The organism is Actinokineospora sp. NBRC 105648 (assembly GCF_030269645.1).
Classification (GTDB): domain Bacteria; phylum Actinomycetota; class Actinomycetes; order Mycobacteriales; family Pseudonocardiaceae; genus Actinokineospora.
Map to the genome: position 1 here is coordinate 310,874 of NZ_BSTR01000001.1, position 14,004 is coordinate 324,877.

Sequence of the window (14,004 nt, forward strand, 5' to 3'; positions counted from 1 at the left end):
CTGGATCACCCGCCCAGCCGGTCCCCGGCTGGGCGGGTTGTCCCATCAAGCGGCATTCATCCAGCACACGTAGTCGAAGTCGACCTTGCCGACCAGGGTGCCCTCGTCGTCGTGCAGCAATGCTTTTCCGGTCATTTCGTATCGCTGCGCGGTGGTGTCCGCCACAATGCGCGCGGCGACCTCGGCCTCGACCGTTCCGGTGGCCCGGACGCGGCCCTTCGCCGGGCGCAGGAAACTCACCTTGGACTCGCGCAGCACGAAGCTGCTCACCTGCGCGATCCGCGTCGCGACGGCCCCGGAGAACGCGCCCGCGCAGGCCACCTCGGCGGCCAGGAACATCGCGCCCGCGTGCACCGTGCCCAGGTGGTTGCGCATCGTGGGCAGGTCGGCGACCTCGGCGACGGCCTCGGTGCCGCTCAGCGCGGTGACCCGGACGCCGACGTGGTTGTTGAACGGCACCACCGAGTCGACCATCCGGCGGATCTGCTCGTAGTCGGGCCGCCCACCGGTCACCGCGGTGGCCAGGGCGGCCTGCGCGCGGCCGACTTCATCGGAGAATTTACTCTTTGGAGGCATGTCTGTAGATTAGGGCACGGGATTCTGGACAGCCGGTGAACCGATGCCCGACAGCATGGGAATAGGTCTCGTCCGAATGGACGCGATAGTCGCCAGAAATGGGCCGATAGTCATGCCTGATGAGCGTTGACCGCGCGCTGACACGGCCGTAGAAATAGCCTCGAATGCAATCGAGGCAAGCGCGGGAGTCAACCCATGTATGACGCAATCGTGGTCGGCGCTCGGTGCGCGGGCTCGTCGGCCGCCATGCTGCTCGCCCGGCGCGGCTACCGGGTCCTGCTGGTGGACAAGGTCACCCAGCCCACCGACACCGTCTCCACCCACTACCTGCAGCAGTACGGCCTGGCCAAGCTCGAGCAGTGGGGCCTGCTCGACACCCTGGTCGCCACCGGCGTCACGCCGATGACCCGGATGACGGTGTCCTACCGCGACTACCTGATCGACGGCTTCGCGGACCCGTTCGAGGGCATCGAGGCGACCTACGCCCCCCGGCGCACGGTGCTCGACCCGATCCTGCTGGACGCGGCCAAGGCCGCGGGCGCGGAGGTCCGCGAGGGCTACACCGTGCGCGAGCTCATCGTCGAGGACGGCCGGGTGGTCGGTGTCCGCGGTTCGCGCGGCGCCGAGTCGCCCACCGAGGAGCGCGCCCGGGTCGTCATCGGCGCGGACGGCAGCCAGTCGTTCGTCGGCAAGGCCGTCGGCGCTGAGATCTACCAGCGCATCCCGGCCGCGTCGTTCATCTACTACACCTACTTCAGCGGCCTCGAGACGCACTTCCACAGCCGGATCGGCGTCGACCAGCAGGTCGGCGTGTGGCCGACCAGCGACGGGCTCACCCTGATGGCGGTCATGAAGCCGCTGGACCGGTGGAACGAGTTCCGCACCGACGTCGAGGCCAACTTCCTGCAGATCGTCAAGGACATCGTCCCCGACATCGCCGAGCAGGTCGCCGACACCGGGGAGCGGCAGGAGAAGTTCACCGGCATCCGCTACCCGGACAACTTCTACCGCCGCTCGCACGGCCCCGGCTGGGCGCTGGTCGGCGACGCCGGCTACCACAAGGACCCGATCACCGGCCAGGGCATCAGCGACGCGCTGGTCTACGCCGAGCTGCTCGCCGACCGGGTCGAGCAGGGCCTGTCCGGGCAGCGCCCGCTGGACGAGGCGCTGGCCGACTACGCCGCGGCGCGCGACGAGCGCACCGGCTCGGCGTTCCAGTTCGCCGCCACCATCGGCGAGCTGCGGCTGCCGCCGCACCTGGACGCGATCTTCAAGGTGCTCAGCGTGCACGAGACCTATGCCAAGGACTTCTTCAACGTGATCTCCGGTGCGATGACCGGTGAGCAGTTCTTCCACCCGGACAACGTCGCGAAGATGCTCGGGTCCGCCTGATGGCGATCCGGCTGATGACCATCGGCGACAGCTTCGCCGAGGGCCGCGGCGAGCCCGGCCCGGACGGCGGGTTCCTCGGCTGGGTGCCGCGGCTGGCCGAGTCGCTGGGGATCGCGCCGCACGAGTACGTGAACCTGGGTGCCTACAACGCCACCACGCAGGACGTCATCGACCACCAGCTGGCCAGGGCGCTCAGCGCGGACGCCCCGCTCTACGGGGTCACGGTGGGCGGCAACGACCTGGTGCGCGGCTCGTTCGACCAGGACGCCTTCCGCCGCAACCTGCGGCACGTGCTCGGCGGGCTCAGCCTGCGCGGCGCGCGGGTGTTCACCATCAACTGGCCCGACATCCCCGGCAAGCTCCCCGGCCTGCCGCCCGAGGCGCGCGCCGCGCTGCGGCTGCGCTTCGCCGAGGCCAACGACTTCATGGCCAAGCTCACCGCCGAGCTGGGCCTGGTCTGCTACGACATGGTCGACACCCCGCTGACCAGGGACCCGGCCATGTGGGGACCCGACGGCATGCACCCGAGCCCGGCCGGACACCGGGCCATCGCGGCCGGCTTCGCCGAGCTGCTCTCCTGACGACCTCGCCGAGCGGCCCCCGGTTGTCCACTCCGGACGACCGGGGGTGTCCGCCCGTGCCCAGCCGCCCCGCGTGGGCGGCCGCAGAAGGGACGCAAGTGACTTCCGACCAGCACCGCACCGCGCACACCCCGATCGCCGTCGTCGGCGTGTCGGGCCTGTTCCCGATGGCGCACGACCACCGCGACTTCTGGCAGAACATCGTCGACGCCGCGGACTGCACGCAGGACGTGCCAGCCTCCCGGTGGCGGGTCGAGGACTACTACGACCCCGACCCCGGCGCCCCGGACAAGACCTACTGCACCCGCGGCGGCTTCGTGCCGGACGTGGCGTTCAGCCCGCTGGAGTGGGGCCTGCCGCCCAACCAGATGGAGGTCACCACGGTCGTGCAGATGCTGAGCCTGGGCGTGGCGCGCGACGTGCTGCGCGACGCGGGCGCGGTCGGCTCGGACTGGTACGACCCGCAGCGCACCGGTGTCGTGCTCGGTGTCGCCGGTCCGACCACGCTGTCGCACCCGTTGGCGGCCCGGCTCTCCACACCGGTCCTGCGCGAGGTTGTCCGCTCGTGTGGACTGTCCGAACAGGACGCTGAGGAGATCGCGGCGCGCTACGTCGAGGCATTCCCGCCGTGGGAGGAGAACTCCTTCCCCGGCCTGCTGGGCAACGTGATCGCGGGTCGGGTGGCCAACCGGCTCGACCTGGGCGGGATGAACTGCACGGTCGACGCCGCCTGCGCGTCGTCGCTGTCCGCAGTGCACATCGCGATCGGCGAGCTGCTCTCCGGCCGCGCCGACATGATGATCACCGGCGGCGCGGACACCGAGAACTCGGTGTTCGGCTACCTGTGCTTCAGCAAGACCGGCGCGCTGTCGAAGTCCGGCAAGATCAAGCCGTTCGACGACTCGGCGGACGGGACCCTGGTCGGCGAGGGCATCGGCATGCTGGCGCTCAAGCGCCTCGCCGACGCCGAGCGCGACGGTGACCGGGTCTACGCGGTGATCCGCGGCGTCGGCGCCTCCAGCGACGGCCGGTTCAAGAGCATCTACGCGCCGCGGGCCGAGGGCCAGGTCGTCGCGCTGGAGCGCGCCTACGCCGACGCCGACTGCTCACCCGCCTCGATCGGGCTGTTCGAGGCGCACGCGACCGGCACGCGGGTCGGTGACAAGACCGAGCTCACCGCGCTGAACTCGTTGCTGCGCGACACGACCGACGAGCAGCGGTTCGCCGCCATCGGCAGCGTGAAGTCGCAGATCGGGCACACCAAGGGCGCCGCGGGCGCGGCGAGCCTGATCAAGCTGGCGCTGGGCCTCTACCACAAGACACTGCCGCCGACGATCAACATCGAGCGTCCCAACACGACGATCGACTTCGACTCGGCGGCCTTCTACCTCAACACCAGCACCCGGCCGTGGATCACCGACCCGCGCCGCCCGCAGCGGCGCGCGGCGGCCTCGGCGATGGGCTTCGGCGGCACCAACTTCCACGTCGTGCTGGAGGAGGCGAGCGCCGACCGCACCATCACGCGCACCCTGCACCGCACGGCGCGGGCCTACCTCTGGCACGCCCCGACCCCGGCGGAACTGCTGGCGCTGCTGCGTTCTGGCGCCGAGCCGTCGACCGACACCATCCCGGCGGACCACGCGCGAATCGGTTTCGCCGGCTTCGACGACGCGCTGCGCGAGGTGGCGCTGTCGCAGCTCGAGGCGTCCTCCGACGACCAGTGGTCGCACCCCTCCGGCGTGTTCTACCGCAGGCGGGCGCTGCCCTCGGTGCGGGTCGGCGCGCTGTTCGCGGGCCAGGGCAGCCAGTACGTGAACATGGGCCGGACGGCGGTGCTGAACAACCCGCTGGTGGGCACGGCCTTCGACGAGGCCAACGCGGTGTTCCTGGGCGCGGACCGGCTGCTGTCGGAGGTGGTGTTCCCGGCGGCGACGTTCGACGGCGAGACCGACGCCGACCGCGAGCTGGCGTTGCGGCGCACGGAGTTCGCCCAGCCCGCGATCGGCGCGCTCGCGGCGGGCCAGTTCCGCTTCCTGAGCTCGTTGGGGCTCTCCTGCGAGGGCTTCCTCGGCCACAGCTTCGGTGAGCTGTCCGCGCTGTGGGCGGCGGGTTCGCTGTCCGATGTGGACTTCTTCCGGCTGGCGCGGGCGCGCGGCCTGGCGATGGCCCCGCCCTCGTCGGACTTCGACGCGGGCGCGATGGTCGCCGTGGACGCCGACCGGGCGACGGTGGAGGAGGTCCTGGCGGCCCACCCCGAGGTCGTCGTGTGCAACCACAACGCCCCTGACCAGGTGGTGGTCGGCGGCGCCACGATCGCGGTGGCCGACGTGGTCGCGGCGTGCAAGGCGCGCGGCCTGACCGCGAAGGTGCTGCCCGTCGCGGCGGCGTTCCACACCTCGCACGTGGGCCACGCGGTAGAGGCGTTCCGCGCTGAACTGTCCGATGTGGAGATTTCTGCTCCCACTAACCCGGTCTATGCCAACACCTCGGGTGCCTCCTACGGCACCGACGTCGCGGCCAACCGGTCGGTGCTGGCCGAGCAGCTCCGCAACCCGGTGGAGTTCGTCTCCGCGCTGGAGTCCATGCGCGCCGACGGCTGCACGGTGTTCGTCGAGTTCGGCCCGCGCAAGGTGCTGACCCAGCTGGCCACCCGGACGCTGGGCGACGCGGTCGTCGCGGTGGCCACGGACCTCGGGTCCAAGGTGGATAGTGACCTGGCGCTCAAGCGCGCGGCCGTCGAGCTGGCCGTGGTGGGTGCCCCGATCAGCGACATCAACCGCTTCGACGCGCCGCCGGTGGTCCGCGAGACCCCCAAGGGCATGACGGTGACCCTGACCGGTCGCGACTACGTCCCGGACACCCGGAGCGCCGCGTACGCCACGGCACTCGACGGCACCTACCAGGTGGAGTCGGTGCGCAAGGCCGCACAGCCTGCGGGTGGCGCGGAAGCGTCTGGCTCACAACAGGTTTCCTCGCCGCAGCGAGAGTCCAGCCCGCTCCCTCAGCCGCAGACCGAATGGCAGGAGCCTGCCGCGCCACACACTGAGCCGCAGACCGAGTGGCAGGAGCCTGCTGCGCCGCACGCTGCCGTGTCGGCTGGACCAGCGGCTTCCGCCGTCCCGCAGCAGGTGCTGCCCGCGGTCGGTGCGGCCGCGGGCGGCTGGGAGGGGGCATCCCCGTCCGCTGCCGAGGGGGCGGACCTCGCGCTGTCCACCCAGCTGGCGGAGCGCCCGGCCGAGGTCGGCACGGTCGTCGACGAGCGCGTGGTGGCCGGGTTCGGCGAGGTCGCCGCCCGGCACCTGGAACTGCACACCCGCTACGTCGAGGGCCAACTCCGCGTCGCCGACGGTCTGGTGTCGGCGCTCCGCTCGGCCCCCGACGGCGGCGCGGGCCTGCACGCGGCGGTCGAGGCGGTCACCGACCAGAGCATCGCGATCGGCGAGACGCACGTGCGGGTCAACGAGATCCTGGCGGCCCTCACCGAACTCGAGTTCTCCCCGTCCCGGCTCGCACCCCAGGACCCCACCACTGCCCGACCGGCCCCGGCCGGTGTCGGCCAGGTTGTCGCGAGCCCGGCCAGTGCCCGACCGGCCCCGGCCACTACCGGCCAGCCTGCTGCCGGTCAGGTCTCGACCACCCCGACCTCGCTTGGCAGTCCGGCCCCGACAGCCCTCGGCATCGCGGCTCCGACCGCGGACGCCGTGGCTGCCCCTCCCGCCCCGGCCCAGCAGGCGCTTCCCGCGCAGCGCTCGGCCCCTCCGGTCTCCCCGACACCCACCCACAACCCGGCGGTGGCCGCCACTGCGTCCCCGGCTGCCCGGGCTGCGGCTCCGGCTGTGGTCGCCGCGGCTCCCAGCGCAGCGGCACCCGCCGCGGACATCGAGGCCGCACTGGTGGCCATCGTGGCGGACAAGACCGGCTACCCGGTTGAGATGATCGACCCGGGGATGGACCTCGAAGCTGATCTCGGTGTGGACTCGATCAAGCGGGTGCAGATCTTGGGCACGCTTGGTGAGCGGTTCCCGGAGCTGCCGGCCGTCGGCCCCGAGCAGGTCGCTGAGCTGCGGACGCTCGCCGATGTGGTGGCCTTCATGGGTGCTTCCGCACCCGCCCTGCCCGCGGCCCCGGTGGCACAGGTTCCCGGCATCGAGGCCGCTTTGATCGAGATCGTGGCCGACAAGACCGGCTACCCGGTCGAGATGATCGACCCGGGCATGGACCTCGAAGCCGACCTCGGTGTCGACTCGATCAAGCGGGTGCAGATCCTCGGCACCCTGGGTGAGCGCTTCCCCGAACTGCCGGCTGTCGGCCCCGAGCAGGTCGCTGAGCTGCGGACCCTGGCCGACGTGGTCGCGTTCATGGGTGCGGCCCCCGCTGCGGGTGGGGTGGCCGCCGCGCCCGCGGGCGCTGATGTCCAGGCTGCGCTGATCGGGATCGTGGCGGACAAGACCGGTTACCCGGTTGAGATGATCGACCCGGGGATGGACCTCGAGGCTGACCTGGGTGTGGACTCGATCAAGCGGGTGCAGATCCTCGGCACCCTGGGTGAGCGGTTCCCGGAGCTGCCGGCTGTCGGTCCGGAGCAGGTCGCTGAGCTGCGGACCCTGGCCGATGTGGTCGCTTTCATGGGTGCGGCCCCCTCGGCAGGTCCGGTGGTGGAGGCTTCAGCCGCGCCCGCGGGTGCCGACATCCAGGCTGCCCTGATCGACATCGTCGCGGACAAGACCGGTTACCCGACCACCATGATCGACCCCGGGATGGACCTCGAGGCCGATCTCGGTGTCGACTCGATCAAGCGGGTGCAGATCCTCGGCACCCTGGGCGAGCGGTTCCCGGAGCTGCCGGCAGTCGGTCCCGAGCAGATCGCCGAGCTGCGCACCCTCGCCGATGTGGTCGCGTTCATGGGGGTCACCGCCGAGCCCACCGCCGCCGGCACCACCACCACCACCGCGCACACGGCGCCGGAGGTGCAGACCACGCTCATCGAGATCATCGCGGACAAGACCGGTTACCCCACCACGATGATCGACCCCGGGATGGACCTGGAGGCCGACCTCGGCGTCGACTCCATCAAGCGCGTCCAGATCCTCGGCGCCCTCGGTGAGCGGTTCCCGGCGCTGCCCGCGGTCGGCCCGGAGCAGGTCGCGGACCTGCGCACCCCCGCCGCCGTGGTCGGGTTCCTGACTGGCACCGAGAGCGCCAAGCGCACCGGGAACACCGAGAACACCGGGAACACCGAGAGCACCGAGAGCACCGAGAGCACCGGGAACACCGAGAGCACCGCGAGCACCACAGCGGCCGCCGAGCCCGAGATGCGCCGCCTGCACCTCGAGCTCCGCCGCCTCCCCGCCGTCGACGAGGCCCGCAACCCCTACGCCGACCACCCCGTCGCCGTGGTGAGCCAGGCCGACGCCTACGCCGACGCCCTCGAGCAGCGCGGCTGGACCGTCACCCGCCTCACCCGCGCCGACGGGGACCTCGACGCGGCCGAGGCGCACCTGCGGGCCCAGTTGTCCACAGTGGACCGGATCGACCTCGTCCTGGTCGGCCACCCCACCGGCGCGACCTGGGACGGCAACACCCGCCTGCTCGCCGAGCACCTCCTGCTCGCCAAGCACGCCACCGCCAAGCTGCCCGGGGACACCCGCGCGGGCTTCGTCGCCGTGACCACCCTCGACGGCGCGCTAGGTCACGAGGGCGCCGCCGCCCCCGCCGACGCCGTCGCCGGTGGGATCGCCGGGCTGGTCAAGACCCTGCGCCACGAGGTCCCGGGGCTCTTCGCCCGGGCGCTCGACCTCTCGCCGCGGCTGCCCGCCGGGGCCGCCGTCGACCAGGTGCTCCGCGAGATCGCCGACGCGGCCGCCGAGCCCGTCGAGGTCGGGGTCGACCACGCGGGCAACCGCTGGACCTCGGCGTTCACCACCCGCCCGGAGATCACCGGGGAGCCGGGCCTGGCCCACGACGACGTCATCGTGGTCACCGGCGGTGCCCGCGGTGTCACCGCCGAGTGCGTGAAAGCCCTTGCCCAGCAGGGGAGTGGCGAGTTCGTCCTGTTGGGACGAACTGAGCTGGCCGAGGTCCCCGAGTGGGCCGCCGAGGGCGACTTCAAGCCCAAGCTGATCGAGACCATGCGCGCCGCGGGTCCCGTCACCCCGCGCGAAGTGGACCGCAGGCATCGCGAGATCCTGGCCCAGAGGGAGATCCGCGAGACCCTGGACGCGGTCGCCGCGTCGGGCGCCAAGGTCCGCTACCTGTCCGTCGACGTCACCGACGCCGACGCTGTCCGCGCGGCGCTCGCGGGCATCCCCGTCACCGGTCTGGTCCACGGCGCCGGCGCTCTCGCCGACGCCCTGATCACCGACAAGACCACCGGTGACCTGCGCACGGTGCTAGGCCCCAAGCTCGACGGCCTGCGCGCGGTCGTCGATGCCGTCGACGCCTCCTCCCTGCGGCACATCGTGCTGTTCGGCTCGGTCGCCGGGGTCTTCGGCAACACCGGCCAAGCCGACTACGCGGTGGCCAACGAGGCCCTCGGCAGGCTCGCCGCCAGCTGGAAGCGGGCCGTGCCCGACCGCCGGGTCACCGCGGTCAACTGGGGCGCCTGGGACGGTGGCATGGTCACCCCCGAGCTGGCCGAGCTGTTCCGCGCCCGGGGTGTCGACCTGCTGCCGACGGCGACCGGCGCGGCCATTTTCGCCGAGCAGTTCGCCGACTCGCACCGGGGTGACATCGAGGTGCTCGTCGGCCCGGCCGAGCCGCTGGCCGGGGCCAACGCCGTCCGCGAGTCGGCCGCGCTGCTGGCTCGTCGCGACGTCCGGGCCCTGGCCGACGACCCGGTCGTCGACGACCACCGGATCGGCGCGCACGCCGTGCTGCCCGCCTCGGGCGCGCTCGGCTGGATCGCCGGTGCGCTGGAGCGGGCGAACCCGGGTCTGCGCGTGGTCGAGGTGCGCGGTTTCGAGGTGCAGCGCGGCATCGTCTTCGACGGCTCGCCCGAAGCGGAGTACTGGCTCGACGCCGAGCCGGGCACTGTCACCGACGACAAGCTGACCATCAAGGCCGCTGTCGTCAGCAACCCGGACTCGCAGCGCCGTTCGCACTACCGCGGCACGTTTGTCCTTGCCGCGCAGGCAGAACCCGCACCGTCGGGCCCCGCCTACGCGATCGGCACCGGCACGCCGACGACCGCCTACGCCGACGCGGACCTCTTCCACGGCCCTCTCCTGCAGGGCGTCAAGCGAGTGCTGGACCACCAGCCGCGCCGCCTGGTCGCCGAGTGCGCGCTGGCCGACGAGCCGGTCGGTTTCGGCGCGTACGCGTCGGCCCTGCACAGCCCGGTTCTCGGTGACGTGGTGCTGCAGGCCGCCGCCGTGCTCGGTGTGTGGTTCCTGGACGCGGGCTGCCTGCCGCTCACCCTGGGCCGCTGGGAGTTCTTCGCCCCGCTGCCCGACGGCGAGCCGTTCATCGCGGTGGTGGACAACCTGCGCGACGGCCCGATGACGGTCACCGTCGACGTGGCGGTGTGCGAGCCGGGCGGCCGGGTGCTGCAGCGGCTCAGTGATGTGTCCGTGGTGACCACCCCGGACATGAGGGACAAGTTCGCCGAGGCCGTCCAGCGGCGCACCGGCGACCTGCGAGCGGAGACGACCCGATGACCGCCATCCACGACGACCTGCTCGCCTTCGAGGGTCAGGCGTTCGACGGCCTGCCCACCCCAGCCGCCCAGCCCACCCACCCGGCCACCGACGTGGTCGTGCGCCCGGGGACGCCCGTCGCCGAGGTGACCCCGGAGCCGGTGGTCCCCACCCCGGTGCCGGGTGACCACGCGGCCCGGGTGGTGGCCCGGCTGCGCGAGAGCATCATCACCGCGCACGCCTCGGCCCTCGCCACCCAGGAGACCATGCAGCGGTGGCAGATCGCGGCGCTGACCGGGCAGACCCCGGTCCGCGCCGCCGCCGAGCGCACGACGCCCCGACCGGACGATTCAGCGCCGACCTGGGCCGAAGTCACCCCCGCGGCCGCGCCCGTCCAGGACAGCGTCGTTCGGCACGGTGCTGTACGGCGCGGTGCTGTACGCCACTACGTGGTGACCGCCGAGCGCACTGACCGGCACCTGTTGGTCATCGCCGCCACCGAGGTCCCCAGCCCGGCGCAGCGCCGTTACGCCGAGCCCGCCACCACCGAGGGCGCGTTCAAGCCACTCGCCCAGACCACCGCTGTCCACTTGGGATCCGCCGAGCTCGACCGGCTGCGCGCGGGGGACATCGCGGGGGTGTTCGGCCCCGCCTACGACCAGGACGGTGCCAACCCGCACATCCGCCTGTTCGCGACCGAGCACGGTGTGCTCAGCGAGGTCACGCGGACCGTGCGCCGCGCGGGTCGCTGGAACCACGGCACCCTGCACGCGCGCTGCCTGCTGGCCCCCGGCGACCCGGTGGCCGCGATCACCGAGGTCGCCGCCCAGGCCGCGCAGGTGATCGCGGTCAACCTCGGCCTGCACCTGTGCCTGCCGGACGCCACCTTCGAGGTGCACGGTGGCGAGGTCGAGCTGGTGGGCGCCGCCGAGGGCGAGCTGGCGCTGGCCCTCGAACTGTCCGATGTCGACATGGTGCCGCGGCCGCGGCTGACCGCCGAGGTCGAGCTGTCCGCGGGCGGCACCGTCGTCGCCCGGGTGCACGGCCTGCGGCTCGAGGTGCGCGAGCGCCCCGGCGTGGCCATCGGTCCGGCCGCGGGCGGGGTCGTCCCCGGCTGGTTCGGCAGGCGCAACGCCGACGGGGAACGCGCGCTGCTCAACGAGTTCCACATGATCCACAGCTCCCGCGGCGACCTGGCCATCACCCTGGGCCCGGAGTTCGCCCGGTGCCTGGGCCGCCGCGCGACCCGGATGCCCAGCGGCGGGCTGCGCCTGTGCGACCGGGTGATGCGGGTCGACGGCGAGCGGCACAAGCTCGCGAGCGGCAGCGGCGACACCGAGTACGACGCCCACGCCGACTCGTGGTACTTCGCCGAGACCGCGAACGCCTCGATGCCGAACGTGATCTACATGGAGACCTCGCTGCAGTCGGCGCTGCTGCTGGGCTACTTCCTCGGCGCCACGCTGACCGACCCGGACGACGACTTCAGCCTGCGCAACCTCGACGGCTCGGCCACCGTGCTGCGCGAGGTCGACCTGCGCGGCAAGACGATCCGCCAGCACTCGGAGCTGATCAACACCAGTGTCCTGAGCGGAGCGGTGCTGCAGAGCTTCAGCTACGAGCTCTCCGTCGACGGCGAACCGTTCTACCGCGGCGAGTCGCTGTTCGGGTTCTTCAACGAGAAGGCGCTGGCCAACCAGACCGGCCTCGACGGCGGCGCCTACGTGCCCACCTGGCTCGACCAGCACCCGACCGCCACCCGGCGGATCGAGGTGGGCGAGCGCGGCCCGAACGGCCCGGCCCGCTCCACCGCGCACCTGCACCTGCTCGACGAGGTGCACGTGGTCGACGGCGGCGGCGAGCACGGCCTGGGCTACCTGCGGGCGGTCCGGCCGATCAGCGCGGACGACTGGTACTTCCGCCGACACTTCCACCTCGACCCGGTCATGCCCGGCTCGCTCGGGGTGGAGGCCGTCTTGCAGGCCATGCAGGAGTGGCTGGTGGACACCGGCCTGGCCGACGAGCTGGTCGCGCCCGAGTTCGTGCTGCCCACCGGCCTGGCGCTGTCCTGGCGCTACCGCGGCCAGATCCTGGCCACCGACGGCGAGATGACCCTGGAGGTGCACATCAAGCGGGTCGAGCGCGGTGACCAGCGGGTGCGCGTGGTCGGCGACGCCAGCGTGTGGAAGCCGGGGATGCGGATCTACCAGCTCGACGACGTCGCGGTGGAGTGTCGCGGGGTGGGTGCCAAGTGACCGCGATCGCGAACGGGCCCGCGCGCACGGCCGCCGAGGTCTACACGGTGCTCGCCGACCTCGAACGGCCCTGCTACATCGTCGACAACGGCGGTGTGGCCGCGACCAACGACGAGGGCGTCGCCCGCGCGGGTGGCACGGTGCTCGCCGCCGTCCCGCCGATGGGGCCAGACCGCCTGGGCGCGCCCGACTTCACCCGTGACCACGGCGTGCGGCACGCCTACATGGCGGGCGCGATGGCCAACGGCATCGCCTCGGCCCGGATGGTCGGCGCGATGGCCCAGGCGGGCTACCTCGCCTCCTACGGCGCCGCCTCCACCGTCCCGGCCAAGGTGGACGAGGCGCTCGCCGAGATCACCAGGACCGCGCAGGGCGCGCCGTTCGCCTGCAACCTGATCCACAGCCCGAGCGAGCTCGCGATGGAGCGCTCCACTGTGGACCTGTGCCTGCGGCACCGGGTGCGCTGCGTGGAGGCGTCGGCCTTCCTCGACCTGACACCGCAGATCGTGCGGTACCGCGCGGTCGGCCTGCGGCGCGGCGCGAACGGTGAGGTGGTCGCCGACAACCGGGTGATCGCCAAGGTGTCGCGCGCCGAGGTGGCCGAGCGGTTCATCCGCCCGGCGCCGGAGTCGATCCTGCGCGGTCTGGTGGCCGCCGGGGACATCACCGCCGAGCAGGCCGAGCTGGCCCGGTCGGCGCCGGTCGCCGACGACATCACCGCCGAGGCCGACTCCGGCGGCCACACCGACCGCAGGCCGCTGCCCGTGCTGCTGCCGGACCTGTTGCGGCTGCGCGACATGCTGCAGGCCGAGTTGCACTACCGCAAGCCGGTCCGGATCGGTGCCGCGGGCGGGATCGGCACGCCCGCGGCGGCGTTCGCCGCCTACGCGATGGGCGCGGCGTACGTGGTCACCGGCTCGATCAACCAGGCGGCCGTGGAGTCCGGCCAGTCGCCCGCGGTCAAGCGGTTGCTGGCCACCGCGGGCGTCGCGGACTGCGAGATGGCGCCGTCGTCGGACATGTTCGAGCTGGGCGTGGACGTGCAGATCCTCAAGCGCGGCACGATGTTCCCCAGCCGCGCCAAGAAGCTCTACGAGCTCTACCGCCTGCACGAGGGCATCGACGCGATCCCGGCCGCCACCCGCGCCGAGCTGGAGCAGAAGGTGTTCCGGCGCCCGCTGGAGGACGTCTGGACCGACACCGTGGCCTACTTCGCCGAGCGCGACCCGGAGCAGGTCGAGCGGGCGCGCGGCAACGAGAAGCGGCGGATGGCCCTCATCTTCCGCTGGTACCTGGGCCTGTCCTCGCGCTGGAGCATGTCCGGCGACGCGGACCGGGCGCAGGACTACCAGATCTGGTGCGGTCCGGCGATGGGCGCGTTCAACACCTGGGCGCACGGCACGTTCCTGGCCCCGGTGGAGAACCGGCACGTCGCCACCCTCGCCGACCAGGTGCTGCGCGGCGCCGCGTTCGCCGCCCGGGTCTCGGCCCTGCGGTTCGCCGGTGTGCGGCTGCCCGCGGCCTGCGCCACCTACCGACCCGCGCCCACCGCCTAGGAGGGATTGC

General features: G+C 72.5%; 6 protein-coding genes. 5 read left to right on the forward strand and 1 reads right to left on the reverse strand.

Annotated features, from left to right (window positions below; translation table 11 throughout):
• Nucleotides 1–45: 45 nt before the first annotated feature.
• A complete protein-coding gene (locus QSK30_RS00790; protein ID WP_285498768.1) occupies nucleotides 46–576 on the reverse strand; it encodes a PaaI family thioesterase in 531 nt (176 codons plus the stop codon).
• Nucleotides 577–771: 195 nt separating this feature from the next.
• Here QSK30_RS00790 and QSK30_RS00795 point away from each other — a divergent pair, with 195 nt between their 5' ends.
• The 5 genes from QSK30_RS00795 to QSK30_RS00815 all read left to right on the forward strand — a co-directional run bounded on the left by QSK30_RS00795 (nucleotide 772) and on the right by QSK30_RS00815 (nucleotide 13,994).
• On the forward strand, nucleotides 772–1,968 hold the full coding sequence (locus QSK30_RS00795; RefSeq protein WP_285498769.1) for an NAD(P)/FAD-dependent oxidoreductase: 1,197 nt from the start codon (nucleotides 772–774) through the stop codon (nucleotides 1,966–1,968).
• Nucleotides 1,968–2,549: an SGNH/GDSL hydrolase family protein gene (locus tag QSK30_RS00800; RefSeq protein WP_285498770.1), complete on the forward strand. Its 582-nt coding sequence runs from the start codon at nucleotides 1,968–1,970 to the stop codon at nucleotides 2,547–2,549. The genes QSK30_RS00795 and QSK30_RS00800 overlap by 1 nt, the downstream gene beginning before the upstream one ends.
• 98 nt (nucleotides 2,550–2,647) lie before the next feature.
• Nucleotides 2,648–10,204: a type I polyketide synthase gene (locus QSK30_RS00805; protein ID WP_285498771.1), complete on the forward strand. Its 7,557-nt coding sequence runs from the start codon at nucleotides 2,648–2,650 to the stop codon at nucleotides 10,202–10,204.
• The gene (locus QSK30_RS00810; RefSeq protein WP_285498772.1) at nucleotides 10,201–12,438 is read left to right on the forward strand and encodes a beta-hydroxydecanoyl-ACP dehydratase; all 2,238 of its coding nucleotides are present in this window, start codon (nucleotides 10,201–10,203) and stop codon (nucleotides 12,436–12,438) included. Before QSK30_RS00805 ends, QSK30_RS00810 begins: the two co-directional genes overlap by 4 nt.
• Nucleotides 12,435–13,994, forward strand: a complete 1,560-nt coding sequence (locus QSK30_RS00815; RefSeq protein WP_285498773.1) for a PfaD family polyunsaturated fatty acid/polyketide biosynthesis protein — start codon at nucleotides 12,435–12,437, stop codon at nucleotides 13,992–13,994. The genes QSK30_RS00810 and QSK30_RS00815 overlap by 4 nt, the downstream gene beginning before the upstream one ends.
• Nucleotides 13,995–14,004: the final 10 nt, after the last annotated feature.